Here is a 23,979-nt window from a genome sequence, read left to right on the forward strand (position 1 = left end):
GGAGGGCTCCGTCAACGGGGAGGGAAGCCGATGGACGTGAGGAATCCGCTTACACCATTGGCGAACTGAGACAGGATTGACTCGTACAGAGCAGCCTGCGCGTCACCCATCGGACGGATGGAGTCGACGAACGCTGCGATTGCGTTCTGAATGTCGTAATTGAATATCATGGGTCATCCCTTCGGTCGCGCTCACCGTCCGACAGCGTTCGGTGATGACGCTCACAGCATACGGGGACGTGCGACGACCACTTTCACCCGATGCCGGAGAAGAGGTCGCTCTCCCGTCCGTCGGCATCGGTGTCACCAAGGTTCCCTCGTACCAAGATGTACTGCTCGTCTTCGAAAACCGGCTGAACCACGTTGTTGGACAACGCATAGGCCCGGCCCCCGCTCGCGAGGGTGACCTGCGTCGCGTGGGCCCGCAGAGCTGCTCGTTTCGCCTCTCCCGCGCTGCGGACGTCGATCGAGGTGGTCACGTCGGCATCCGGTACGGACGGCAGTTCGCCGGGTTGCGGGAATGTCCACTGCGCCGGGTACTCCCCGAGATCGGTCAGTCCGTCTGCCAACTGGGCTGCACCGGTCACCGTCCAGTACATCTTCGACGGAGCCCATGCCTGACCGACGCCCACGAAGGCGGCGGGATCACCGGACGCGTCGAAAGCCGCGGAGGCCACAAGGTGGACCTGCTGGTGATCCGGGTGGCCGTAGCCGCCGACCGGGTCGTACGCGACCACGACGTGTGGGCGGAGGTCCCGAATGACGGCGACCATCGCTCCGACGGCCTCGTCCCGGTCGGCACGGACGAACGCACGCGGGTGGTCGGCCGCCGGTGTGCCCACCATGCCGGAGTCACGCCACCGACCTGCTCCACCGAGAAACCTCGGCTTCGAACAACCGAGTTCGGCCAGCGCACAACTCAATTCGTGAATGCGATACCCGCCGAGCTGATCGCTGCGGTCGGCGACCAGCCCGGCCCACTCCTCTCCGATGACTTCGCCTTCCTCGCCGAGCGAACAGGTCAGAACCGTCACCTCGGCGCCGGAGCGGGCGGCCACCGCGATGGTGCCGCCGGTGGTGATGGTTTCGTCGTCCGGATGTGCATGAACGAAAAGCACTCGACGCGTGGCCGACTCGGTCACCGGTCCGCTCGCATCCACTGCGCGGCGTCGGAGAACACCCCGAGCTCCGGCGGACCGGCCAAAGACACCCCGGACACACCGGGACCGACGGCGACAACCGAGGTGTCCTGCACGATCGGCAGCACAGCGGCGAGCGCCCACAGTTTCGGTTCCGCTTCGGAGACGACCCTGCCGACGTCGGTGACACCCGCCAGCGCGAGCTCGAACGACGCCTGAAGACTTGGATCGCACAACCCCGAGACATTGCTCAGCAGAAGCGGTTCGGGTGCTCGCTGTTCGGCCGTTTCGGTCGTCTCGGTCGCACTCGACGGAGCCGCGACAGCTGATCCGATCGGCGGACATCCGAACCGCGACGCCATCACCGTGGCGGGGTCGGACACCGCGCGATTCCACCCGACCACCGCGTCGACCGCCCCGGTGGTGAGCGCAGTCCCGTACAGCTCGGCCGGATCCGTCGGAGCCACACTGGCTTCCACGCCTGCTGCCCGAAGCTGGTCGGCGGCCGTGTTGGCCACCGCCAGCGCGACGTCGTCGTCCTCGGGTGCTCCGATGACGAAATCGAGAAGTACCGGTCCGTCGCCCGTCGGAGTCGGGGTGGCCGTCGGCGTCGGCGTCGTCGTCGGCGTGGGGGTCGGCGCGGGTGCACCCGCGAACACGTTTGCGGCGCTGAGCAGTTGGATCGCAGCGGTTCGCCCTATCGGGGCCGGTTCGGTGCTGACGTAGCCCGGTTGGGACGGCGAGAGGACCTGAGCGCCTGCGGAGCGGACGGCCGACTCTCCGCCGGCGGCAACGATCGCGAGGAGGTTCTGATCGAGAAGACCCATGATTCCGCGACGGATGTTCGGATCGGTCAGTTCCGGAACGCGGCCGTTGATGACGAACTGGAGTGACCGGGGCTGAAAGATGCTGTCGGTCCGCACGTTCGGAATTGCGCTCAGCTGCGCGCGGGTGGCCGCCCCGCCTCGAACCTGGGCGACCTGTGCATCACCGGAGCGCATCGAATCCGCGAGCTGGGACGCAGATCCCCCGCGGCGCAACAGGATTTGATCGGGCGCCGCAGGAGCGCCCCAGAACCGGTCGTTGCGTTCGAGCAGGATCTCGTCGCGACCCTTGTCGATCGATTTGATACGGAACTGCCCACCCGAGACGGGAACGTTGTCGCGCAGCCCCTGCTCGAACCCGCCCGGCGAGTCCTTGACCAGGTGCGACGGGAGCAGGTCGGTGAACAGTTCCCGCCACGCCGGATACGCCGACTTCATGGTCACCGCAACGGTCTTGCCGCCACCGGAGGACTGCACGTCCTCGATCTGGCTGTATCCGGCAGGGTCGACGACGCCCGGTTGGGTGATCATCTGCTGCCACAGGTATCTGAAGTCCTCCGCCGCGATCGGGGCGCCATCGGACCATTGGGAATCGTCGCGAAGAACGTAGGTCACCGTGAACGGTGCGAGGGACGTGACGTCCGCGGACACCATGAGCGCCGAGTCGAGGCCCCATGTGGATGCACCGTCGGCCGAGGCCAGTCGGCGGAACGGACTCGGTAGCACCAGTGTGCTGACCGCGACGTTGGCCGGCGACTGGTCAGCAAGCAGATGTGGATTGAACCCGGTTCCGACGTCGTCGATGGCGACGACCACCGGGTTGCCCGTCGGCGCCGCCACAGCCGGCGTCGACTCGGGCGTCTCGGTGCTCTGAATCGCCGGCGGTGGGTCCGCGGTACATCCGGACAGGACGACCACGAGACCCACCAGTCCGATGGAGAATCGATACGCGCGGCGCCGGCAGCGATCGGGCCGGAGGCCGGTCGGGATCGACGGACCCACCGTCAGTTCGTCTCGTCGCCGACTACAGAGCAGCCTTGTCGCGCGACTTGCTGCGCGAGCGCTCGCGGGCGCGCTCGTTCGAGTCGAGGTGCACCTTGCGGACGCGCACGACCTCGGGAGTGACCTCCACGCACTCGTCTCCGGCACAGAATTCCATCGCCATTTCCAGGTCCAGCTTCTTCGGCTTGGCGAGGGTCTCCATGACGTCGGCCGACGACTGACGCATGTTGGTCAGCTTCTTCTCGCGCGTGACGTTGATGTCGAGGTCTTCCTGACGCGGGTTGATGCCCACGACCATGCCCTCGTAGGTGTCCGCACCCGGCTCGACGAAGAACGTTCCGCGGTCGGCCAGCTGGATCATCGCGAACGGGGTCACGCTGCCATGACGGTCGGAGACGAGCGATCCGGTGTGGCGGGCGCGGATCTCGCCGGCCCACGGGGCGTAACCGTGGAAGACGGCGTTGGCGATGCCCGTTCCTCGGGTGTCGGTGAGAAATTCGGTTCGGAAACCGATCAGTCCGCGCGAGGGAACGATGAACTCCATGCGAACCCAGCCTGCGCCGTGGTTCGCCATCTGGACCATTTTTCCCTTACGGGCTGCGAGGAGCTGGGTGACGTTGCCGAGATGCTCTTCGGGGGTGTCGATGGTCAGCTCTTCGAACGGCTCGTGCAGCTTGCCGTCGACCTGCTTGGTGACTACCTGCGGCTTGCCGACGGTGAGCTCGAAGCCCTCGCGGCGCATCTGCTCGACGAGGATGGCGAGCGCGAGCTCTCCACGACCCTGCACCTCCCAGGCGTCCGGCCGTCCGACGTCGAGAACCTTGAGCGAGACGTTGCCGACCAGCTCCTGGTCGAGCCGCGACTTCACCATGCGCGCAGTCAGCTTGTGGCCGCTGACGCGTCCGACCAGCGGGCTGGTGTTGGTGCCGATGGTGACCGAGATGGCGGGCTGGTCCACGGTGATCCGCGGGAGCGCGACCGGGTTCTCGAGGTCGGCGAGCGTGTCACCGATCATGATGTCGGAGAAGCCGGCGACGGCGACGATGTCGCCCGCCACACCCTTCTCACCGGGCACGCGCTCGACACCGATGGTGGTGAGCAGCTCGGTGATCTTGGCCTTCTGGACGACGGGCTCGCCGTTGACCTCGCGCATCCAGCTGACGGTCTGACCCTTGTTGAGTTCGCCGTTGTGGATGCGGACCAGAGCGAGGCGGCCGAGGAAGGCCGACGCGTCGAGGTTGGTGACGTGGGCCTGCAGCGGCGCGTCGACGTTTCCCTTGGGGGCCGGGATGTAGCTGAGGAGGATCTCGAAGAGCTCGTCGAGGTTCTCCGCGTCCGGGGCGTGTCCGTTCTCGGGCTGCTTCATGCTCGCCTTGCCCTCGCGGCCCGACGCGTACAGGACCGGCAGGTCGAGAGCGAGCTCGGCGGCCTCGGCGGCCTCGTCGTCGAGATCGGACGCGAGGTCCAGCAGAAGGTCGTGGCTCTCGGAGACGACTTCCTCGATGCGCGCATCGGGACGGTCGGTCTTGTTGACGACCAGAATGACGGGCAGTGAGGCGGCGAGCGCCTTGCGCAGCACGAAACGGGTCTGCGGCAGCGGACCTTCCGACGCGTCGACGAGCAGGACGACTCCGTCGACCATGGACAGGCCGCGCTCGACCTCACCGCCGAAGTCGGCGTGGCCGGGGGTGTCGATCACGTTGATGACGGTGGTGCTGCCGTCGGCGTTGCGCTTGTGGACGGCCGTGTTCTTGGCCAGGATCGTGATGCCCTTTTCCTTCTCCAGGTCACCGGAGTCCATCACGCGGTCGATCGCTTCGGCGCGTTCTTCGAAGGCACCGGACTGGCGGAGCATGGCGTCGACGAGCGTCGTCTTGCCGTGGTCGACGTGGGCGACAATGGCTACGTTGCGGAAGGTCGTGGGGGCTGGCGTGGTCACGCGAAAACTTCTCCGTCGGTTGTATGCGGGGTGAAAGCTAGCGGCTTACTCTCCCGGAGAGCGCGCTGCGTCGCGAGCAAAAGAGCGACCGCTGTAGTTTAGCGGTAGTTCTGGGGTGACCGATGTCACGCGCGGGAGTGAGGGTTGCCTTCCCCGAGGCCAGGGAGCCAAGTTACCCTTACCTTTGTGTCGAAGAAGACAGCTGCGGCCAAGGTTGCGAGCCTGAAGCCCAAGAAGAAGTGTTGCCGCAAGGACGTTCGCTGCATGACGTGTCCGGTCGTGGTGATGCGCATGAAGAAGCTCGAAAGCGCCGGCGTGTGCGGCAAGGATCTGAAGAAGGGCCTGAAGAAGGCTCGCGCAGCCTGAGTCAGAGCAACGCCACGAGATCCGGTATCCACTGCCGGTCCGCGGCGACCAGATCGATGGTGTGCAGCTCCGCAGCGTCCACCCAGCGCAAGGCCGAGTGTTCGAGCGGAGCCGGTGTGCCCGAGACGACGTTCACCCGGTAGGCGCGCAGGACGAGTCCGCCGCCGAGGTCGACATCCGCTCCGACCGGATCGCCCACGACGACGTCGATAGCCAGTTCTTCCCTGAGTTCGCGCACCAACGCGGTCGTGTCCTGTTCACCCGGTTCGACCTTCCCACCCGGCAGCTCCCACCGACCGGCCAGCTCGGCCGGGTGCGCGCGTTGAGCGAGCAGGAGCCGCGCGTTCACGATCACGGCCCCCGCGACGACTGTTCGTGATTCCGACACCGCACCCATTCTTCCCGAGGACCATGGAGGCATGGCCGAACTACTGAACGACGCGCAGATCGACGAGGCACTCACCCGGCTCACCGAGTGGACGAGGGACGGTGATGCGCTGTCCCGAACCATCACGTCCTCGACGTTTCCCGCCGCGATCGCGTTGGTCGACGCGGTGGCGCACGAGGCGGAGTCCATGGATCACCACCCCGACATCGACATTCGGTGGCGATCGGTCACCTACACACTGTCGACGCACTCGTCGGGGGGCATTACGAGCTTGGACGTGGTTCTCGCCGGCGCGATCGATCGGCTGGCACAGGGCCGGTAGTTCGCCGGCCGACGTACGCGATCCACCCGAACAACAGCACGCTTCCCACGACGTCGACGGTTCCGAGCCAGGCGAGCAGCGCGGGCCGCTGCACCTCCCAGATCGACGGCTGGAAGAAGCTCAGAATCCACGGCACACCCACGAGGGTTGTCACGAGCCAGTATCCGGCGACGATGCGAGTACCGAGGTAGGTTCCGTACGGCCCGTGCAGGAGCCAAACGAACAGCGGAACCACCCATACCCAGTGGTGCGACCACGAGATGGGTGAGAGAAGCAGACCGACGAACTGGACGATCAGCATCGTGCCGAGGCGGTCGTCTCGGCGAAGTGCGCGCCAGGCCAGGAACGCGAGGGCGAGGAGCACCACCGCGCAGATCAACCAGAGCGGGCCGTTGCCGACGTCGCGCCCCATGATTCGGCTCAGCGCGCCGCGCAGCGACTGATTCCACACCGAGGCGACCGGACCGATGCGGTTGGCGTCGCCGAGAATCTCGGTGAAGTACTGCCGTGCCTGTTCACTCGCAATCAACCAGCTCACCGCGACGGTTGCGAAGAATGCGACCGCCGATAACGCGGCAGCCTTCCAACGCCGCTGCGCGAGGAAGTACAACCCCGTGATGGCCGGCGTCAGCTTGATTCCGGCCACGAAGCCGACGATGCCGCCGGACAACCACGATCGCGAACTACGGACCGCCACCATGCCGCCGAGCACCAGGAACACGTTGACCTGCCCGTAATCCATCGTCGTACGCATGGACTCGGTCCAGATCCCCACCGCAGTCCACAGCAGTGCCGCGCGGCGCCACGACGGCAGATCGGCGCGGTCGCCGACCACCAACCGAAGGCTGATCCGAACCACCACGTACAGGGCGGCGATGGTGGCTACCTGCCAGGCAATTCCGACGACCGTGAACGGCAGGAAGTGCAGCGGGAAGAACACGACGGCCGCGAACGGCGGATAGGTGAACGGAAGCGGAAAGTCCGGAGTCTGATCGGCGTAGACGAATCGGTAGAGATCTCCCCCGACCAGCGATGCGGACCCGTCCACGTAGACGTGCAGATCGACCCAGTTCATGCCGTTGGCGGTGAAGAACGTCCAGACGAGGCGGAACAGCAGGGTCACGGCCAGCAGGTAGGGCGCGGCGCGAAGGAGAGGATGGAGACGCTCACGCGGTACCGATGTCACTGTCCGCGCGCTCCTCGTCGAAATGGTCGGGACGTCGAAACGGTCAGGACATGGACGTTCCTCGCCCGGGAGCTTAGCCGCCTGTGAGCGCACCTCGTGAACACAGCCCGCGTTGGGCGGCTACCACAACCAGATCGATAACATTTGTATCAACAACCTCAATTTTCACTCCTTTAACAGGATATGGTTCAAAAGGTCGGAAACGACACGGTCAATCGGGACATCGGGCGGCTGTACAACGGTTGCGCTGTGTACATAGAGTGACCACCCGGAGCCGGGCACCGTGAGCGCCTTCGCCTTTCGGCGGTTCCGTAGTTGTGCCGGGGGTCAGCGATCTCCGGCTCGATCCACCTATACGAGATGGGGGCACGGTGCACCGCAGACGTGTAACGCGTTCAGCACTGGTCGGTATCGCCATGGCAGCCGCCTGCGCCCTTGCCGCACCGACGACCGCGTCGGCCGCGCCTGTGCCGCAACCGATCCCCGAAGGCGAGTCGGCTCTGCCGCTGTCCTTCCTCGCTCCCGCCGTGTACGCCGCCGTCGCCGCGCCCACGGAGGTTGCCGGCACGTCGAACGCGCTTCTGGCACAGGCTCGTGTTGTGCTCGCCACCGCGCCGCTCTCACCGCAGCTGAAGACGACCCTGTCGTCGGTGATCACGTTCCTCGACGGCAGCGCCGGTGGCGGACCGGACATCCCCGAGAACGGGCCGGTCATCGCGCAGTTCCTCTACCCCACCCTCGGTCGCGGGTGCATCTCGCCGACTGCCGACAGCGTCGGAACCGCCCTCGCCGTTCCCGGCCCGGCGCAGCTTCCGCCCCCGGGACCGGGTGCCGCGCAAGCCGGCTTCGTCTTCACAGCGCTGGGCACCGCGCCGCTCGCCGCGGAACAGACCGCGCCGATGACGGTCTCGTGGATCAACGTCGACACCCTGAAGACCGGCACGGAGACCCTGACCGGTGCCGCGAAGATCAACCCCGACGGCCCGTCCACCCTGTCCGCGATCGCCGACACCGGTAAGGGACGCGTTCTGGCTGCGATCGCCGGATCCGTCTCGACGCAGGCGGGCCTTCCCTGCACCTTCTTCCCCACGGTCGGGATGTTCGTCGTCTGATCCTGATCCGCGGTTATCACGGCGGGGATCGTTCGCACATCCAGGTATTACAACAATTCGGCCGTGATCACCGCCCGGGAGGCGGTGATCACGGCCGAATTGCTTTTCTCAGGAACCGAACATGCTCGAGAAGCTCGTGTACAGGCTGTCTAGCACGGTGTAGAAGAGGTCGATGATCTCGTTCACGGTGTCTCCTATGTCGTTGCGGCGGTGGCGATCACGCGAGTGACCATTGCCCGTAGTCCGCTTTCAGAATGTTGTTGACGTCCACGCCGACACCGTCGATGGTGTCCTTGTCGATCCGCACCTGGTGAAGATGTGCGGCAGGATTCACGTACCCCTTGGGCGTACCCCAGTTGTGTTGCCAGAAGAATGCGCCGAGACCGGCGGCATTCGCGAGGTCGATCGTCGGCGAATTCGCGTAGACACCCAGGTTCTCGGCACCGACCACGGACTGCCACCCGATCAGATACGGGGCGATCATCGTCGCGAACTCGACGGGGGTCGGGTTGTCGTCGATGGACGCGTAGATCGGCCGGTCGTCGGGTCCCCCTGCCGCCCTGTGCAATTCGAGACCGCGCGTTGCATGCTTCTTGCCGCCCTCGAGCCCGGCGCGCCAGTCCGCGGTCTTGCCCTTGCCGAACTGGTAGCACGAGACCACCTCGGCGCCCACGGCTTTCAGGCCGGCCGCCTCGTCCGCAGTCATGGGTTTGCCGACCATCCACTCCGCGCCCGGACGACGATCCGATACGTACCGCACAGCGCCCACATGGCCGTCGGCAATGATCGACAGCGCGGTCGGAACGCCACCGGCGAAGTCGACGACCGTCCCGAGGACGGCAGGATCGGCGTGCGCACGTGCACGCGATCCGAGCGCAGCTAACCCGACCACGGCCGACCCGGTCGCGGCGATCCTGAACAGGTCTCGACGCGAGACATCTGCAATTCCTGGCACTGCCACCCTCACTTCGTTTCGTCGCGCACCCCGGCGTGCCTCACCGTTTCGATGCGAGGTCGCTGCTACGTTCGACTGTTTGCCCACGCATTGCACCACACACCACATGAACCACGCTAGTCACCAAAAAACCCATAAGTAACTTGCACCGCTGTCATTTGCAGGCGGCCCAGCAGGTCGGTTATCCCGGCACGCGCGCGACCACGACGGCCCAGTCGGCGTCGGCAGTCCACGGATCGAGATTCCAGGTCGAGAACAGCTGAGTGTCGACGAATCCGGCCGCAGACGCGTCCCGCAGATAGTCCGCCGTCGTGTACTCCCGGTCCGTGGCAAACCCGCAGACGAGCACACCACTCGGCCGCAGATGAGCATGAAAGCGTTGCAGCACAGCGCTTTCCGTACCCGGACCGAGGAAAACCATGACGTTTCCCGCCGCGATCACGGCGTCGAACCTCGCGTCGCCGAGATCCATGGTGGACAGGTCGGCCTCGTGCACTTCCACGTTGTCGTGCCGCCGCGCCTCCGCCACCAGAATCGGGTCCAGGTCCACCGCCGTGACCCGGTGCCCGCGACGAGCCAGCGACGCACCGACGCGTCCCGTCCCGCATCCGGCGTCGAGAACCGTCGACTCTCGGGCGAGGACGGCGTCCAGAAACCGGGCTTCCCCGTCGGTGTCGACGTTCTTCTCTTCCAACTCACGGAACCGGGCCACGTAGTCACGCGATTCGTCGGCCGTGCGTTCGCTCTGCCATCGGGTACGGCCGGTCGGTTGATTCCTGGTCGCCACGATGGTCACAGTATCGCCACCGACCTGCGGCTTCACCGTGGCCGAGCACCTGTCCCCTCTACACTGTCGATCATGACAGCCGATACGACCTCGCCCGCGCCCAAGACCGGGTCGACCGCAATGCGGAAAGCCATTGTTGTCCTGGTCGGTCTCGTGGTCCTCGTTATCGCGTACTTCGTACTGGCGGCGTTCCTCCCGCGTTGGTGGAGCCTGCGAGTGGCGGATCTCGCCACGGGAACCTTCCACAAGGGCATTCTGTGGGGATTGGTGTTCGGCGTCGTCTGCACCCTTCTCCCCCTGCTGTTCTTCTACTCCGCCTGGTCCGGGCGTAAGCGGCGGGGCGCGAAATTCGTCGCAATCCTGTCGGTCGTACTCGCCGTCGTGACGGCAATTCCCAACCTGCTGACTCTGTCCATCGTCCTGGGCGGAAGCAACGCGGCGCACGCCGGCGAACGCACGCTCGACACCGAGGCACCCGGGTTCCGCGGCGCCACCGCCACCGGCGCGATCGTCGCCGTCGTGATCTTCGTCCTCCTGACTTTCGTCCTCGTTCGGGCGGGGCGCCGGCGCGCTACGAAGAGGGCCGCTCGGTCGTCGACCCTTAGCTAAAACGTCCCGGTAGCTGGAAGTTTCAGTACCACTGGGTCCAGAACCGGGTGAGAGCGCTGCCGTACTGAGCCCACAGAGACGGCACACCGGACACTCCGAACAGCGCGTAGACCGCGTCGAAGAACACGCGGTTCACGGCCGGGACGAAAAGCAAGGCGAAGACGATCAGGATGCCGTAGGGCCCGACCTGCGCGAAAGATCGGCGGGTGGACGGCGACAGGTACGGTTCGATCGCGCCGAAGCCGTCGAGGCCCGGAATCGGTATCAGATTCAGTACCACCGCAATGACCTGCAGCAGAGCGAGGAAACTCAATCCGAACCAGAACGACGGGTTGTCCCCCGTCAGTCCGAACGAGCTGATCACGATCAGAAGCACCACCGCCAGAACGGCGTTCGCGAACGGCCCGGCCAGGCTGACGATCGTGCGCTGCCGTCGCGTCATCCCGGCCGTGTTCAACCAGACTGCGCCGCCGGGCAATCCGATGCCGCCGAGCGCGATGAACACGAGCGGAAGCACGATGGACAACGACGGCACGGTGTACTTGAACGGGTTCAAGCTGAGGTATCCGCGCGCCGCGGTGTCGTGGTCGCCGAAGCGCCACGCGGTGACGGCATGCCCGAATTCATGCAGACACAACGACACCACCCAGCCCCCGACCACCAACACGAAGACGCCCGCGTAGGACAACGCGCTCCCCGGCACCGCATTCCACGCGAGGGCGCCACCGACTGCGGCGATGGCGATCACGCCCAGAAACACCGGGCTGGGTCGCACTGCAGTTCGCATCGGCATGGTCGCCAGGATAGGCGCCGGCGTCAGGTGGCCCGGAACGCCCGTTCGACGTCCGACACGGCCGCTCGGAGGAGATGTTCGTAGAAGTCGACGTCCGGCATCACCGCGGGACTGGTCACGATCGTCAGCGTCACGGTGTCGCCGATGCCGTGCACACCATGGGTCAAGCCCATCACCGGCGACAACGCCGGGAAGCCGGCCGTCCACGCAACGGTTCCTCCGCCTGCCATGAGGTCCGCTCGCCCTCGGTTGACGCTCGAGAGAACGGTGTGGCCGGTGACTCGCTCAGGCACCGCATTCGCGTCGAATTGGCGGATCCCCCACTTCATGAGCGGCGCGGGAACGAGCTCGGTGGCACGGTCGGCGGCGGCGAAAGCCGGGTGCGCGAAACGCCGGCGGCGTTCACCCATGGACTCCGTGATCGCACGGGCGCGCTCGACGAGATCGGTGACGCGCGGGTGAAGGTCGACGCAGCCGTTACGAAAGTTGTTGGCGGACATCGCTGTGTCCTTACCCAACGTCGTCTCTGCCGAGAGATCGCCCGGCACGTCGTGACCGTGGTGTTCCAGGTACCGAGCAAGCGCCGACGACACTGCGGTCAGCGCTCCAGCGGTCACCGTCACACCGTCACGGCGGAGGTTGGACGCCTCGCACACGATCGGCCGGACGCTGCGACGCTCCCCCGGCGGAGAGTTGATCGGCAGGCGTGTCCTCCCGTGCGTCGGCCCGGGAACGAGTCCTGCGTTCGTGTCTCGATCGAGTCGGACGCTCGCTCGCTGCGCGGTCCGTCCGCGTCGCACGAGGGAGACGAGGCGACCGGGGAAACCCGCTACGGCGGGCACGACGGGGAACCTTGCCTGCCAGTGCCATGTCCGTGATCGCCGTGGCGGTGATTGCTGCTCCCGGTCGTCCGTCCCGAACAACGCCCGAGCGACGTCGGACGCGCCGCGCCCGTCCACGAGGGCGTGCGATATCTGAAGCACGATCACGAGCGCCGATTCGCCGCAGCGGGGTGCGTCGGACACGGGTCCGAAAATATGTACGAGCCAGGGTGTGTCGTGAACGTCGACCGCCGTGGTGATCAACTTCTCGATCGCCGACCGGCAGTCCACCCAGCGGGCTGACGGCAACCGGTGGTCGACCACGTGCGCCGGCGTCACTGCCATCGGTACCCAGATCGGGTAGTCGAGCGAGAAGGGGACCTCCCGGCACTTCAGTTGCAGAGTGTCGATGGTGTGCGCCCGCGCCACGACCGTCGCACGAACATCCGCTGCTGCGCCCACGGCGCCGTCGAAACAGAACAGCAGAAACTGATCGCTCGGGATCTTTGCGGACATCCACAGCATCTGCGCATCGGATGCATTCATGCGCGGCACGGCATCAGCCGATCGTCGAATGTCCGGTCAGGCTTCCTCGGCCCGCGCCTTCAGCGAAGCCAGACCCTTCTCGAAGTCCTTGCCTACGAGCTTGTCCATGCTGAAGAGAAACCCGAACAGTCGGAAGAACGCGTTCTGCTGTCCGGTCATCTGCCAGCGCAGCACGGTGTGACCGGCCTGTGGCTCGATGGAGAACGTGGTGACGTTCTGCGCGGTGAAAGGTTTGGTGAAGTGCAGGTCCAGTACCACGGTGCGGCCGGGCACGGATTCGGTGACGGTCATGGTCCCCGCACCGGCCTTGCGGTTGCCCGACCAGGAATACGACGCCCCCACACCCGCTTCCGGCCCGGTGAACGTCTTGGTCAGATCCGGATCGACTCCCTCGTAGGGCGACCACGATTCCCACCGGTGGAAGTTGTCGATCAACGCGTGGACAGTCTCCGGGGTTGCTTCCACCACGGTGGACCGCTCGACCAGAAATGTGTTCGACGACATGACAGCGAATCGTAGGTCACGTCCGGATGCACAGACAGAAGATGTGACCGGCGGGGTCTCGATAGACCCTGAACGTCGAGTGCGCGTCCGATGCGTCGACGAGTTCGGCTCCCAGGCTCAGGACGTGCCGCTCGGTGGTCTCGAACTCGTCGACCACCAGGTCGAGGTGTGCGTGCACGCCCGAATCCGGCCAGGCGATCGGTGCGAACTCGGGGGCGAGCTGAAACGCCAATCGCAGCTGCCCGGGTCCGCGAATCTCGGCCCAGTCACCCTCGTCGCGCGCCACACTCCATCCCAGGACGCCGCTGTAGAAGGCCGCCAGCGCACCCGGATCGGGGCAGTCCAGCACGGTGTAATCCATCTCGATCGCGGGTGTCGTCATACCGGTGAGACTAATTTCGCAGTCCGACCTGCGTCCAGGGTGGAGTGGCAGCACAACGATGCGCGGTAATCTAGTGAAATGTCCCAAACGATGGTCGACCGTCCTGCAGCGGTGCAACGAGATGTCGCCGCGCACATGCACAGCCTGGTCGGCGAGCACTTTCGGATGCCTGACTTCTACGAGGTCGGTCGCGAGAAGATCCGCGAGTTCGCCACTGCAGTTCAGGATGCGCACCCGGCGCACCACACCGAGGCGGGTGCCGCCGAACTCGGACACGACACGATCATCGCCTCCCCCACCTTCGTCAGCGTTCTCGGCGGCATCGCCTTGGAGAATCTGTTCGAGCACGTGATCGGCGACTACGACCCCGGAAGCCTTCTTCAGATCGACCAGGGGTTCAAGATCCACAATCAGATCCGCGTCGGCGACCGACTGACCTCCGACCTGTATCTCGAGTCGTTCCGACAGTTGGCCGGGAGCGACATCATCGTGGTCAAGAACGACATCACGGACCAGAACGGTAGGCCGATGGTCACCACCAGGACGACCTTCATGGCGCAGACCGGTGCCACGATCGACCCTGCGCTCACCAAGGTCGTCGACGACGTGATGGCTCGTGCCTCGAAGAGCAGGACTCGTACGCCGTAGCTTTCGTGGATCCAGCTAGCCGAGGGCGCGAGCGTGCACAGTGTCCAACAGCAGCAGCGCGGCGCCCTGCACGACGACCGCGACGCCATGGCCCGCTGCCTCCTCCACGGTGATGCGTCCTCCGAACCGAGGCTTGCGCACCGCCACGTGCGCGCCCGCAGCGATGTAGCCGACGTCGAGGCCCGCGTTGACCCACAACGTCTTTCGTAGTTTGGACGTCGTAGGGGGCTTCTTCGACAGCGCCCCCGCGCCTGCGATCAGGAGGTCGATGGCGCCCCACCCCGCACTTTGAACACCGAAAGCCCTGATCGACGGTGAACGACCTGCGATTCCGAGCGCACCTCCCAGCACGACACTGGCGCCGCCCCACGTCGTGAGGTGACGGCCGAGTCGATCGGCGACGGACTGAGCAGCGATGTCGGTCATGACTCCCAGTGTGCCGGGCTCACCGACCCGGGGCCGGTCGACCGACGGAAACGACGCCCTTCAGGCCTGCCGGACCGACACCACGCGCGAGCGCCGACACCATCACGATGCAGCCGAGAGCCGACAGCATCAGCGACGTCCCGAACAGTGCCGTGTATCCGAACGTGTGCCCGACCACCCCGGCTGCAAGTCCGGCTATCCCCTGCGAGAACACGACCGCGCAGGCCAGCAGCGTGTAGTCGCTCCCCGCGTACTCGCGATCCGACGCGTCCATCATCAGGGTGAACACCACCACCGTGGCAGCCCCACCGAACACGTGCTCCGCTACGCCGGCAGTGACGATCATGGGTAGTCCGTCCGCGCCGAGGGATACCGCGGCATACAGGGCGAGCGCGGCGGTCTGTGTCGTTCCCGCGACCAGGAGGGCGCGTCGGCGACCGAATCGGTGCGCGTACCAGGCCCCGAGCGCTGCGCCCACCAAGGCGGATACGGAGGACAGACCGCCTTCGATCAGCGCGATCTGCGCCAGCGTGAGGCCCAAGTCGGACAGGAACGGCCCCACCAGCGCCGATCCCATCGAATTTCCGAACTTGTACCCCGCCACCAGCAGAACGATTGCCACCATCCCCGGACGACGGAGGCGATCGAGCCAAACCACGGACAGACGACGCGCCGACGGTCGGTCCGCTGCTGCTCCCGCCGCGTCGGCGGCCTCGAGATGTGTCCTCAGCATCCAGACCGGAACAGTCGATGCGATCAACAGGACGGCCATTGCCACGAACAACGCGCGCCACCCCGCGATCGAGAACAGCCAGAGCAGTGCGCCGCCGCCGACGACCATTCCGATGCGGTAGGCACCGACTTGGATACCGTTGCCGATCCCGCGCTCCCGAGGTCCCAACAGGCGCACCGCCAGACCGTCCGTCACGACGTCCTGGGTCGCCGACACCAGATTCACGGCCGCGATCCCGACGAACAACCACCGCAGCGTCGACGAAAGATCGAGGCAGGCCAAGACGAGAGCAGTTGCGGCAGAGAGGCTTTGGAGGACGAGCAACCATCGGCGCCGCGATCCGTACCGGTCGACGTAGGGCGCCCACAAGAATTTGAGGGCCCAGGGGGCGAACAAGATACCGGTGGCACTGATGGTCACGAGCGAGAAACCCGAACGCCGCAGCACGACGGGGAGAGCCTGGGTGAAAAATCCGAACGGCACACCCTGAACGAAGTACAGGGACGCCAGCAGCACGAACGTACCGGTGGTCAGCGTGGTGGACCGACTCATGGAGGATCACCCTATGACCGCGACGACGGGTACGCATCGGCTGGGCGGCTGCAACCTGTGCGAAGCCATGTGCGGCCTCACGTTCACTGTCGACGGCGGCGCGATCACGTCCACTCGGGGAGATTCGGACGACCCACTCTCGCGTGGGCACCTGTGTCCGAAGGCGCTCGCGCTCGGGGATCTGCACGCCGACCCCGATCGGCTGCGCCGGCCGATCAAGCGTGTCGGCACCACATGGGTCGAGATCGGCTGGGACGAGGCATTCGACCTCGTTGCCGACGGCCTCGTTCGAACCCGACGCACTCACGGACCGGACGCGGTAGGTGTGTACTGGGGGAATCCGATGGCGCACAGCCTCGGAGCCTTGACGCACGGCATCGGAGGGTTCTCACCACTGCTGGGCACGCGCAATCGATTCTCGGCCACCTCGCTCGATACGTTGCCGCACTTCGTGATTCACCGTTTGCTGTACGGACATCAACTGCTCGCACCCGTTCCCGACATCGACCGCACGCAGTACTTTCTGATCATCGGCTCGAACCCGTTGGTGTCCAACGGAAGCACTATGACCGTGCCGGACATCGCAAACCGGTTGAAGGCGTTGAGAAACCGAGGAGGCACCCTCGTCGTCGTCGATCCACGGCGCACCGAAACCGCGCGTATCGCAGACCGCCATCTCTACGTGCGGCCCGGTACCGACGCGCTGTTCCTCTTGGCCGTCTTGCGCAGTGTCCTCGTCGAAGATCGTGCTCGGGCCCGGCCCTACGTCGATTCGATCGACGCCGTTGCCGAGATCGTGGAGCCGTTCACGCCCGAAGTGGTGGCGCCGCACACCGGAATGTCACCCGACGACATCCGAGCGATCGCCCACGACTTCGCCGCTGCTCCGTCGGCCGTCGCGCACGGACGCATGGGAGTGTCGACCCAACAACATGGAGCGTTGTGCCAGTGGGCGATTCAGGCGCTGAACATCGTGACCGGCAACCTCGACTCCGTGGGTGGTGCGCTGGTCGCCGCACCCGCCGCCGATCTGATTCGCACCAAGGTCATGAAAAGGGGAGAACTCGGCCGGTGGCGCAGCCGAGTCCGCGGCCTCCCCGAGTTCGGCGGTGAGCTGCCTACGGCGACGATGGCGGACGAAATCGTGACGCCCGGGCCGGGGCAGATCCGGTCGCTGGTGGTGATGGCGGGGAATCCGGTGTTGTCCTCTCCCAACGGATCTCGATTGGACGACGCGTTGCTATCCCTGGACTTCATGGTGGCGTTCGACTTCTACGTCAACGAGACGACTCGTCACGCCGATGTCATTCTCCCGCCGGCGCCGGCGGTCACGCGTGATCATTACGACTTGTTCCACCATCACTTCGCCGTGCGCAACACCAGCCGCTTCACCCCTGCCGTGATACCGAAAGCCGTGGGTGAGAAGCACGACTGGGAGATATATCGGGATGTCGCCCTGCGGTACCGGCGCGCGCTCGGTCGGCGGTTCGGGATCGCGTCGATGGTGGAGTCCGTGCGACTGCGGATGTCTCCGGTACGCAGCCTGGACATGCTGTTGCGTCTGAGCGGTCGTGGGGTGACCCTCCGGAAACTGCGGAAGGCGCCGCACGGCATCGACCTCGGACCTCTGACGCCGTCGTTTCCCCAATCACTGCACACGCCGGACAAGAGAATCGATCTGCTCCCCGAGCTGATCCAGAACGAGATCACGACGCTTGGAGATCGTCTGGCCACAGCCGATGTACCCACGGCCGATCAACTTCTTCTGATCGGACGCAGGCACCTGCGAAGCAACAACTCCTGGATGCACAATGCCCCGCGGCTGGTGAAAGGCGCGGCCCGTCATCACCTTCTGGCTCACCCGTCCGATCTCGCTGCACGCGGGCTGGCCGCGGGCGACACCGTGTGTGTCACGTCGGCGAGTGGGGAGATCACGATAGAAGTCGACGCATCGGACGACCTCATGCCCGGAGTGGTCAGCATTCCGCACGGTTACGGCCACCGGCGCGGTGGTGTGCGCCTGTCCGTGGCGTCAACGCTGACGGGTCCGAGCGCGAACGACCTGACAGACGAGACGGTCACCGAGAACGTCACTGGCGCGGCGGTCTTCAACGGGGTACCGGTGACGATGAGACGGGTCGCCGATCCCGGTGGGAAACATTCCGAGCCTCCCAGCGTTGGTTGAAGCATGAAGAACATCGGGTTCCTGTCGTTCGGGCATTGGTCGCCCTCACCGCATTCGCAGACGCGCTCCGCGTCCGACGTGTTGCTGCAGTCCATCGATCTCGCAGTCGCAGCCGAAGAACTCGGAGCAGACGGCGCGTACTACCGCGTTCACCACTTCGCCAATCAGCTCGCGTCACCGTTTCCGCTACTCGCAGCGGTCGGTGCCAAGACGTCCAAGATCGAGATCGGTACCGGTGTCATCGACATGCGGTACGAGAACCCGTTCTACATGGCGGAGGACGCAGGGTCGGCCGACCTCATCTCCGGTGGCAGGTTGCAGCTCGGGGTGAGCCGGGGATCACCCGAGCAGGTCATCGAGGGTTACCGCCACTTCGGCTACCAACCGGCCGAGGGCGGCGACGGCGGCGACATGGCCCGCGACCACACCCGAGTCTTCCTCGACCTCCTCGAGGGCAAGGGTTTCGCAGAGCCCAATCCGTCACCGATGTTCCCGAACCCGCCGGGGCTGTTGCGGCTCGAGCCGCACTCCGAGGGTCTGCGCCAGCGGATCTGGTGGGGCGCCGGTACCCGCGCGACCGCTGAATGGACCGCTCGGCAGGGCATGAACCTGATGAGCTCGACCCTGCTCAGCGAGGACACCGGGGTTCCGTTCCACGAGTTGCAAGCGGAGCAGATCGAGCGGTTCCGCAAGACCTGGTCGGACGAGGGGCACACCTTCGAGCCGCGAGTGTCGGTCAGCCGCAGCATCTTCCCGATAGTGAACGACGTCGATCGCGCCTACTTCGGTCGCGAGAGCGGCAGCGGCGATCAGGTCGGCTACATCGACGGCGGCAAAGCTCGCTTCGGCAAGACCTACGCGGGCACGCCGGACAAGCTCATCGAGGACTTGGCGAAGGACGAGGCGATCGCGGCGGCCGACACCCTTCTGCTGACCATCCCGAACCAGTTGGGCGTCGAGTACTGCGCGCACGTGTTGGAGTCGGTGCTGACCCACGTCGCACCGGAGCTCGGCTGGCGGTAGGTCCGAAATCCGGTGCCGTCGACCGCGCCCACCGCGGTCAGCTGCACCGGATCGTAGGTTCAGGCGCCGATGGCCTCTGCCAGCATCACGATTATCCCGCTGGGACCGCGAACGTACGTGAGCTTGTAGACGTCGTTGTAGTTGGCGACGCCGCGCAGCGGGAAGCACCCGTGCTTCGCTGCGATCCCCAACGCGTCGTCGATGTCGTCGACCGAGAAGGCGACTCGATGCATGCCGATTTCGTTCTTAACCGTCGGGCTCGACTCGACGGCTTCGGGGTGGATGTACTCGAACAGCTCGATCCGGCCGTGACCGTCCGGAGTCTGCAGCATCGCGATGTTCGCGTGGTTTCCGTCGAGACCGACTGCGGTGTCGGTCCATTCACCGCTGACGGTGTCGCGTCCGATCACCGTCAGTCCAAGGTCGACGAAGAACGCGACGGCCGCCTCCAGATCACGCACGGCGATACCGATGTTCTCGAGCTTGATTGCCATGGAGTCAGACGCTAGCGGCCACACACGTTGTGGGCGAGACCCACGACCGTGGAACTAGACGTTGAAGCGGAACTCCACCACATCCCCGTCGGCCATGACGTATTCCTTACCTTCGATCCGCACCTTGCCCGCAGCCTTCGCGGCGGCCATCGAACCGGTGGCGACCAGGTCGTCGTAGGACACGACCTCGGCCTTGATGAAGCCCTTCTCGAAGTCCGTGTGGATCACGCCGGCGGCCTGCGGTGCGGTGTCGCCCTGGTGAATCGTCCACGCGCGCGACTCTTTCGGACCCGCGGTGAGGTACGTCTGCAGTCCGAGCGTATGGAACCCGGCGCGCGCAAGAGCGTCCAGGCCCGGCTCGGCCTGACCGATGGATTCCAGTAGTTCCATGGCGGATTCGGCATCGAGTTCGACGAGCTCGGATTCGATCTTGGCGTCGAGGAACACCGCATCGGCCGGTGCGACAGAGGCTTTGAGCTCGGCCACCTTCGCCTCGTCCGTCAGGATCGACTCGTCGGCGTTGAAGACGTAGAGGAACGGCTTCGTGGTCAACAGGTTCAGCTCGCGCAGCAGACTGTTGTCGAGCTTGTCCTTGACCGAGTAGAGCGTCTTGCCTTGGTCGAGGTAGGTCTGCGCTTCCTTGGCGGCGGCGAGCATCGGGGCGCGATCCTTCTGCGTCCTGATCTCCTTCTCCAACCGCGGAATCGCCTTCTCGAGCGTCTGCATGTCGGCGATGACGAGTTCGGTCTCGATGACCTCGATGTCTGCGGCAGGATCGACGCGTCCGTCGACGTGAACGACGTCGTCGTCTGCGAACACGCGGACGACCTGGCAGATCGCGTCGGCCTCGCGGATGTTGGCAAGGAACTTGTTGCCGAGCCCTGCACCCTCGGACGCACCCTTCACGATGCCGGCGATGTCGACGAAGGTCACCGGCGCGGGAAGGATCTTCTCCGAGCCGAAGATCTTCGCGAGTTCGTTCAATCGCGGATCGGGAAGCGCGACAACGCCTTCGTTCGGCTCGATGGTGGCGAACGGGTAGTTCGCAGCCAGAACGTCGTTGTTGGTCAGCGCGTTGAACAGGGTGGACTTGCCCACGTTGGGCAGGCCGACAATTCCGAGAGTAAGGCTCACAGAGAGAGGAGTCTACGTTCTCAGAATGTGCTGCTGCCGGACCCCACCGAGACCGCCACCGCGATGATCACGATGTAGAAGAGGATGAAGACCACGAAGAACGCGGCGAAGATCCAGAGTGCGTACTTACCCAGCTGCTTCGTTCGGTCCGACGCGTACTGCGCGCCCTGGTAATCCCCCATCGACCAGCGAGGGAAGACGGTCGACGAATGGTTGAACGCAGCGAAGGCGAGCGGCCAGAAGAAGAGCAGTGCGGCCGCCGCCCAGCCCGCATTGGTCGGTGGCAGCGGCGGCGGCCCGTAGGACTGCTGCGGGTAGATCGGCTGCTGGTCGTACCCCTGCCCGGGAAAACCCTGGGTGGAGTAACCCGAGGGCGGCTGCTGGTAGCCGCCTGACTGGTCGTAGCCGGGAGCCTGCGCGGCGTCGTCGCCCTTCGACAGGTTCGGGGAGCTGTAGGGGTCGTTGTCGGCCATGCGGACACCCTAAGTGCCGTAGCCCGTCCGTCGAGCTCGTTGACACAACAATCCGGTCACCGCACACCGACGACCGCCCGGCGCACCACGGCCGAAGGTCCGCGCAATGTCGGTCGCTGTGCCTAAGGTGATGCGAGTCATAGAGACCGAGCCGCGAGGAGATCGACGATGACCGCCGTATCGGACCGGGGCAACCCGCACGTCGAGCTGACGAAGAACGACCCGGATCTCCCTCCGGTCGCGATCGTCGATCGCACACCCATGTCGATGCCCAAGCGCATCTTCTTCGTGATCATCGGAGTCCTCGGCGGCATCGCCTGGACGGTCGTGGCCATCGTGCGTGGGGAAAACCCCAACGCCGTCTGGTTCGTCATCGCTGCCGTGTGCACGTACATCTTCGCCTTCCGGTTCTACGCACGGCTGATCGAGAACCGCATCGTCCATCCGCGCGACGACCGGGCGACTCCCGCCGAGATCCTGGAAAACGGCAAGGACTACATGCCGACGGATCGGCGGGTGCTCTTCGGGCACCACTTCGCGGCGATCGCCGGCGCCGGCCCTCTGGTCGGACCCGTCCTCGCCGCCCAGATGGGCTACCTCCCCGGCACCTTGTGGATCATCATCGGCGTCGTGTTCGCCGGCGCGGTGCAGGACTTCCTCGTGCTCTGGATCTCCACCCGGCGTCACGGTCGCAGCCTCGGGCAGATGGCCCGCGAGGAACTCGGTGTGGTCGGCGGAACCGCGGCGATCATCGCCGTGTTCGTCATCATGATCATTCTGATCGCCGTACTCGCACTGGTCGTGGTCAACGCGTTGGCCGAAAGCCCGTGGGGCGTGTTCTCCATTGCGCTGACCATTCCGATCGCGTTGTTCATGGGTGTGTATCTGCGCTACCTGCGTCCCGGCAAGGTGTCCGAGGTATCGCTCATCGGTGTGGTGCTGTTGCTGCTCGCGATCATTTCCGGTGGTTGGGTGTCGGAAACCGAGTGGGGTGTCGACTGGTTCACCCTCTCAAAGGTCACCGTTGCCTGGCTGCTCATCGCATACGGTCTCGCCGCGTCGATCCTCCCGGTGTGGCTTCTGCTCGCCCCGCGTGACTACCTGTCGACGTTCATGAAGATCGGCACCATCGTCCTGTTGGCAGTCGGCATACTCATCGCTCGACCGGTTCTGCAGATGCCGGACGTCACCTCGTTCGCGAGCGCCGGAAACGGGCCCGCGTTCTCCGGATCGCTTTTCCCGTTCCTGTTCATCACCATCGCCTGCGGCGCGCTCTCCGGCTTCCACGCACTGATCTCCTCCGGCACCACGCCGAAGCTTCTCGAGAAGGAGAAGCAGATGCGCATGATCGGGTACGGCGGCATGCTCACCGAGTCGTTCGTGGCCATCATGGCGCTGATCACCGCCTGCATCCTCGACCAACACATCTACTTCGTGCTGAACGCCCCGACCGCGCTCACCGGCGGAACCCCCGACACCGCAGCCGCGTACGTCAACGGTCTCGGACTGTCGGGCGGCGACGTCACCGCAGCAGAACTGTCGAGAGCCGCGGCGGACGTCGGCGAGGAATCGATCATCTCCCGCACGGGCGGTGCCCCCACCCTTGCCTTCGGCATGTCCGAGGTTCTGCACCAGGTCTTCGGCGGCGAGTCGCTCAAAGCGTTCTGGTACCACTTCGCGATCATGTTCGAGGCGTTGTTCATCCTCACCACCGTCGACGCCGGCACTCGCGTCGCCCGGTTCATGCTCTCGGACTCCATCGGCAACCTCGGCGGAGGCTCGAAGAAGTTCCGCGATCCGTCATGGCGTCTCGGCGCCTGGATCTGCTCGATCATCGTGGTCGGCGCCTGGGGCGCAATTCTGCTCATGGGCGTCACCGACCCGCTCGGTGGCATCAATACGCTCTTCCCGCTCTTCGGCATCGCCAACCAGCTGCTCGCGGCCATCGCCCTGACCGTCGTGCTGACCGTGGTGATGAAGAAGGGCCTGTTCAAATGGGCCTGGATACCCGGCGTTCCACTGGCGTGGGACCTCGTGGTGACCATGACCGCCTCGTACCAGAAGATCTTCTCGTCCGTTCCGGCCATCGGCTACTGGGCTCAGCACAGCGACTTCAAGGTGGCGAAGTCGGAGGGCCTCACCGAGTTCCGGAACGCGACCTCCGCTGATGCGATCGACGCCGTCATTCGCAACACGTTCATTCAGGGAACACTGTCCATCGTCTTCGCCGTGCTCGTGCTGATCGTGGCGGCGGCGGGAATCATGGTGTGCATCAAGGCAGTTCGCGAGGGTGGCCTGCCGGGCAACGAGGAACCCGACGTCCCGTCGAAGATCTTCGCACCGAGCGGAATGATCGCGACGGAAGCAGAGAAGTCGGTACAGAAGGAGTGGGACGTCCTGATCGCCGAGGGCAAGGTTCGTGCGCCTGGAGCGCACGGATGACCACCCTGACGAAAGCAGCGCGAGGGGCACTGTGGTGGATCACCTCGGTGATGGGCGACCATGATTACGCCCGTTACGTCGCGCATCTGCAGCGGCGTCACCCAGACGCCGTCATCCCCACCGAACGCGAGTACTGGCGTAACCGCCACGCCGAGGCCGACGCCAACCCCGGTCCTCGCTGCTGCTGAGCCGCCC

Annotated in this window: 26 protein-coding genes; 9 read left to right on the forward strand and 17 right to left on the reverse strand. The window is 65.4% G+C overall.

Features of this window, described 5'->3' with window-relative positions; all coding sequences use genetic code 11:
• Window positions 1–11: 11 nt before the first annotated feature.
• From IEW02_RS15665 to typA, 4 genes are all read right to left on the reverse strand, one after another.
• Window positions 12–170, reverse strand: coding sequence for a hypothetical protein (locus IEW02_RS15665; RefSeq protein ID WP_188546199.1), 159 nt, complete (start codon window positions 168–170; stop codon window positions 12–14).
• An 83-nt stretch (window positions 171–253) separates the two neighbouring features.
• On the reverse strand, window positions 254–1,141 hold the full coding sequence (gene mshB / locus IEW02_RS15670) for an N-acetyl-1-D-myo-inositol-2-amino-2-deoxy-alpha-D-glucopyranoside deacetylase (protein ID WP_229746067.1): 888 nt from the start codon (window positions 1,139–1,141) through the stop codon (window positions 254–256).
• Complete coding sequence (locus IEW02_RS25140; RefSeq protein ID WP_371829961.1) at window positions 1,138–2,964, reverse strand: ABC transporter family substrate-binding protein; 1,827 nt, start codon at window positions 2,962–2,964, stop codon at window positions 1,138–1,140. Before IEW02_RS25140 ends, mshB begins: the two co-directional genes overlap by 4 nt.
• Before the next feature lie 22 nt (window positions 2,965–2,986).
• On the reverse strand, window positions 2,987–4,903 hold the full coding sequence (gene typA, locus IEW02_RS15675) for a translational GTPase TypA (protein WP_188545760.1): 1,917 nt from the start codon (window positions 4,901–4,903) through the stop codon (window positions 2,987–2,989).
• A 186-nt stretch (window positions 4,904–5,089) separates the two neighbouring features.
• On the opposite strand from typA, the gene IEW02_RS15680 reads away from it, so the two are divergent.
• A complete protein-coding gene (locus tag IEW02_RS15680; RefSeq protein WP_188545761.1) occupies window positions 5,090–5,269 on the forward strand; it encodes a hypothetical protein in 180 nt (59 codons plus the stop codon).
• Window position 5,270: 1 nt separating this feature from the next.
• On the opposite strand, the gene IEW02_RS15685 is transcribed toward IEW02_RS15680, so the two are convergent.
• Window positions 5,271–5,666: a (deoxy)nucleoside triphosphate pyrophosphohydrolase gene (locus IEW02_RS15685; RefSeq protein WP_188546160.1), complete on the reverse strand. Its 396-nt coding sequence runs from the start codon at window positions 5,664–5,666 to the stop codon at window positions 5,271–5,273.
• Window positions 5,667–5,688: 22 nt separating this feature from the next.
• Between IEW02_RS15685 and IEW02_RS15690 the strand changes: the two genes are divergently transcribed.
• Window positions 5,689–5,979, forward strand: coding sequence for a 4a-hydroxytetrahydrobiopterin dehydratase (locus IEW02_RS15690; protein WP_188545762.1), 291 nt, complete (start codon window positions 5,689–5,691; stop codon window positions 5,977–5,979).
• On the opposite strand, the gene IEW02_RS15695 is transcribed toward IEW02_RS15690, so the two are convergent.
• A complete protein-coding gene (locus IEW02_RS15695) occupies window positions 5,921–7,165 on the reverse strand; it encodes a mannosyltransferase (protein WP_229746068.1) in 1,245 nt (414 codons plus the stop codon). The two genes, IEW02_RS15690 and IEW02_RS15695, sit on opposite strands and share 59 nt — an antisense overlap.
• Before the next feature lie 416 nt (window positions 7,166–7,581).
• On the opposite strand from IEW02_RS15695, the gene IEW02_RS15700 reads away from it, so the two are divergent.
• Entirely contained in the window at window positions 7,582–8,277 is a 696-nt protein-coding gene (locus tag IEW02_RS15700) for an Rv1157c family protein (protein ID WP_188545763.1), read from the forward strand.
• Between the two features lie 217 nt (window positions 8,278–8,494).
• Here IEW02_RS15700 and IEW02_RS15705 read toward each other — a convergent pair whose 3' ends face one another.
• Both IEW02_RS15705 and IEW02_RS15710 read right to left on the reverse strand, forming a co-directional pair.
• Window positions 8,495–9,232: a DUF1906 domain-containing protein gene (locus tag IEW02_RS15705; RefSeq protein ID WP_229746069.1), complete on the reverse strand. Its 738-nt coding sequence runs from the start codon at window positions 9,230–9,232 to the stop codon at window positions 8,495–8,497.
• Window positions 9,233–9,413: 181 nt separating this feature from the next.
• Window positions 9,414–10,019, reverse strand: a complete 606-nt coding sequence (locus IEW02_RS15710) for a class I SAM-dependent methyltransferase (RefSeq protein WP_188545765.1) — start codon at window positions 10,017–10,019, stop codon at window positions 9,414–9,416.
• A 72-nt stretch (window positions 10,020–10,091) separates the two neighbouring features.
• Here IEW02_RS15710 and IEW02_RS15715 point away from each other — a divergent pair, with 72 nt between their 5' ends.
• Window positions 10,092–10,628, forward strand: a complete 537-nt coding sequence (locus tag IEW02_RS15715; protein WP_188545766.1) for a permease — start codon at window positions 10,092–10,094, stop codon at window positions 10,626–10,628.
• A 22-nt stretch (window positions 10,629–10,650) separates the two neighbouring features.
• On the opposite strand, the gene IEW02_RS15720 is transcribed toward IEW02_RS15715, so the two are convergent.
• The 4 genes from IEW02_RS15720 to IEW02_RS15735 are packed head-to-tail and all read right to left on the reverse strand — an operon-like array spanning window position 10,651 to window position 13,674.
• The gene (locus IEW02_RS15720; RefSeq protein ID WP_188545767.1) at window positions 10,651–11,421 is read right to left on the reverse strand and encodes a site-2 protease family protein; all 771 of its coding nucleotides are present in this window, start codon (window positions 11,419–11,421) and stop codon (window positions 10,651–10,653) included.
• Window positions 11,422–11,444: 23 nt separating this feature from the next.
• Complete coding sequence (locus IEW02_RS15725; RefSeq protein WP_188545768.1) at window positions 11,445–12,788, reverse strand: WS/DGAT domain-containing protein; 1,344 nt, start codon at window positions 12,786–12,788, stop codon at window positions 11,445–11,447.
• 36 nt (window positions 12,789–12,824) lie between these two features.
• Window positions 12,825–13,292 carry an SRPBCC family protein gene (locus IEW02_RS15730; RefSeq protein ID WP_188545769.1) on the reverse strand — a complete coding sequence of 156 codons (468 nt, stop codon included), beginning with the start codon at window positions 13,290–13,292 and terminating at the stop codon, window positions 12,825–12,827.
• Window positions 13,293–13,308: 16 nt separating this feature from the next.
• Window positions 13,309–13,674, reverse strand: coding sequence for a VOC family protein (locus tag IEW02_RS15735; RefSeq protein WP_188545770.1), 366 nt, complete (start codon window positions 13,672–13,674; stop codon window positions 13,309–13,311).
• 78 nt (window positions 13,675–13,752) lie between these two features.
• Here IEW02_RS15735 and IEW02_RS15740 point away from each other — a divergent pair, with 78 nt between their 5' ends.
• Complete coding sequence (locus tag IEW02_RS15740; protein ID WP_188545771.1) at window positions 13,753–14,322, forward strand: FAS1-like dehydratase domain-containing protein; 570 nt, start codon at window positions 13,753–13,755, stop codon at window positions 14,320–14,322.
• 15 nt (window positions 14,323–14,337) lie between these two features.
• Here the strand turns inward: IEW02_RS15740 and IEW02_RS15745 are convergent, their stop codons facing one another.
• Window positions 14,338–14,748, reverse strand: coding sequence for a DUF6992 family protein (locus tag IEW02_RS15745; RefSeq protein ID WP_188545772.1), 411 nt, complete (start codon window positions 14,746–14,748; stop codon window positions 14,338–14,340).
• A gap of 19 nt (window positions 14,749–14,767) precedes the next feature.
• Entirely contained in the window at window positions 14,768–16,033 is a 1,266-nt protein-coding gene (locus tag IEW02_RS15750) for an MFS transporter (protein WP_188545773.1), read from the reverse strand.
• Window positions 16,034–16,046: 13 nt separating this feature from the next.
• Here IEW02_RS15750 and IEW02_RS15755 point away from each other — a divergent pair, with 13 nt between their 5' ends.
• Both IEW02_RS15755 and IEW02_RS15760 read left to right on the forward strand, forming a co-directional pair.
• Window positions 16,047–18,218, forward strand: coding sequence for a molybdopterin-dependent oxidoreductase (locus IEW02_RS15755; protein WP_188545774.1), 2,172 nt, complete (start codon window positions 16,047–16,049; stop codon window positions 18,216–18,218).
• 3 nt (window positions 18,219–18,221) lie between these two features.
• Window positions 18,222–19,241 (forward strand): LLM class flavin-dependent oxidoreductase, encoded by a 1,020-nt coding sequence (locus IEW02_RS15760; RefSeq protein ID WP_188545775.1) that lies wholly within the window; start codon window positions 18,222–18,224, stop codon window positions 19,239–19,241.
• 59 nt (window positions 19,242–19,300) lie between these two features.
• On the opposite strand, the gene IEW02_RS15765 is transcribed toward IEW02_RS15760, so the two are convergent.
• Genes IEW02_RS15765 through IEW02_RS15775 form a run of 3 tightly spaced genes read right to left on the reverse strand, consistent with a single transcriptional unit; the run spans window position 19,301 to window position 21,342 of the window.
• A complete protein-coding gene (locus IEW02_RS15765; protein WP_188545776.1) occupies window positions 19,301–19,735 on the reverse strand; it encodes a VOC family protein in 435 nt (144 codons plus the stop codon).
• 54 nt (window positions 19,736–19,789) lie between these two features.
• On the reverse strand, window positions 19,790–20,869 hold the full coding sequence (gene ychF, locus IEW02_RS15770; protein ID WP_188545777.1) for a redox-regulated ATPase YchF: 1,080 nt from the start codon (window positions 20,867–20,869) through the stop codon (window positions 19,790–19,792).
• A gap of 20 nt (window positions 20,870–20,889) precedes the next feature.
• Window positions 20,890–21,342: a CD225/dispanin family protein gene (locus IEW02_RS15775; RefSeq protein ID WP_188545778.1), complete on the reverse strand. Its 453-nt coding sequence runs from the start codon at window positions 21,340–21,342 to the stop codon at window positions 20,890–20,892.
• 168 nt (window positions 21,343–21,510) lie between these two features.
• Here IEW02_RS15775 and IEW02_RS15780 point away from each other — a divergent pair, with 168 nt between their 5' ends.
• Window positions 21,511–23,784, forward strand: a complete 2,274-nt coding sequence (locus tag IEW02_RS15780) for a carbon starvation CstA family protein (RefSeq protein WP_188545779.1) — start codon at window positions 21,511–21,513, stop codon at window positions 23,782–23,784.
• Window positions 23,781–23,972 carry a YbdD/YjiX family protein gene (locus IEW02_RS15785; RefSeq protein ID WP_188545780.1) on the forward strand — a complete coding sequence of 64 codons (192 nt, stop codon included), beginning with the start codon at window positions 23,781–23,783 and terminating at the stop codon, window positions 23,970–23,972. The genes IEW02_RS15780 and IEW02_RS15785 overlap by 4 nt, the downstream gene beginning before the upstream one ends.
• The last annotated feature ends 7 nt before the right edge of the window (window positions 23,973–23,979 follow it).

Origin of the sequence: Rhodococcoides trifolii, assembly GCF_014635345.1 — a bacterium.
GTDB lineage: Bacteria > Actinomycetota > Actinomycetes > Mycobacteriales > Mycobacteriaceae > Rhodococcoides > Rhodococcoides trifolii.

Bases quoted from the DNA above. Each gene is read 5' to 3' on its own strand.
- IEW02_RS15740 (WP_188545771.1), top strand. From the start codon at position 13,753: ATGTCCCAAACGATGGTCGACCGTCCTGCAGCGGTGCAACGAGATGTC.
- IEW02_RS15700 (WP_188545763.1), top strand. From the start codon at position 7,582: ATGGCAGCCGCCTGCGCCCTTGCCGCACCGACGACCGCGTCGGCCGCG.
- IEW02_RS15715 (WP_188545766.1), top strand. From the start codon at position 10,092: ATGACAGCCGATACGACCTCGCCCGCGCCCAAGACCGGGTCGACCGCA.
- IEW02_RS15780 (WP_188545779.1), top strand. From the start codon at position 21,511: ATGACCGCCGTATCGGACCGGGGCAACCCGCACGTCGAGCTGACGAAG.
- IEW02_RS15775 (WP_188545778.1), bottom strand. From the start codon at position 21,342: ATGGCCGACAACGACCCCTACAGCTCCCCGAACCTGTCGAAGGGCGAC.
- IEW02_RS15725 (WP_188545768.1), bottom strand. From the start codon at position 12,788: ATGAATGCATCCGATGCGCAGATGCTGTGGATGTCCGCAAAGATCCCG.
- IEW02_RS15730 (WP_188545769.1), bottom strand. From the start codon at position 13,292: ATGTCGTCGAACACATTTCTGGTCGAGCGGTCCACCGTGGTGGAAGCA.
- IEW02_RS15690 (WP_188545762.1), top strand. From the start codon at position 5,689: ATGGCCGAACTACTGAACGACGCGCAGATCGACGAGGCACTCACCCGG.
- IEW02_RS15755 (WP_188545774.1), top strand. From the start codon at position 16,047: ATGACCGCGACGACGGGTACGCATCGGCTGGGCGGCTGCAACCTGTGC.
- IEW02_RS15665 (WP_188546199.1), bottom strand. From the start codon at position 170: ATGATATTCAATTACGACATTCAGAACGCAATCGCAGCGTTCGTCGAC.
- IEW02_RS15765 (WP_188545776.1), bottom strand. From the start codon at position 19,735: ATGGCAATCAAGCTCGAGAACATCGGTATCGCCGTGCGTGATCTGGAG.
- IEW02_RS15685 (WP_188546160.1), bottom strand. From the start codon at position 5,666: ATGGGTGCGGTGTCGGAATCACGAACAGTCGTCGCGGGGGCCGTGATC.
- IEW02_RS15760 (WP_188545775.1), top strand. From the start codon at position 18,222: ATGAAGAACATCGGGTTCCTGTCGTTCGGGCATTGGTCGCCCTCACCG.
- IEW02_RS15720 (WP_188545767.1), bottom strand. From the start codon at position 11,421: ATGCCGATGCGAACTGCAGTGCGACCCAGCCCGGTGTTTCTGGGCGTG.
- IEW02_RS15735 (WP_188545770.1), bottom strand. From the start codon at position 13,674: ATGACGACACCCGCGATCGAGATGGATTACACCGTGCTGGACTGCCCC.
- IEW02_RS15750 (WP_188545773.1), bottom strand. From the start codon at position 16,033: ATGAGTCGGTCCACCACGCTGACCACCGGTACGTTCGTGCTGCTGGCG.
- IEW02_RS15785 (WP_188545780.1), top strand. From the start codon at position 23,781: ATGACCACCCTGACGAAAGCAGCGCGAGGGGCACTGTGGTGGATCACC.
- IEW02_RS15745 (WP_188545772.1), bottom strand. From the start codon at position 14,748: ATGACCGACATCGCTGCTCAGTCCGTCGCCGATCGACTCGGCCGTCAC.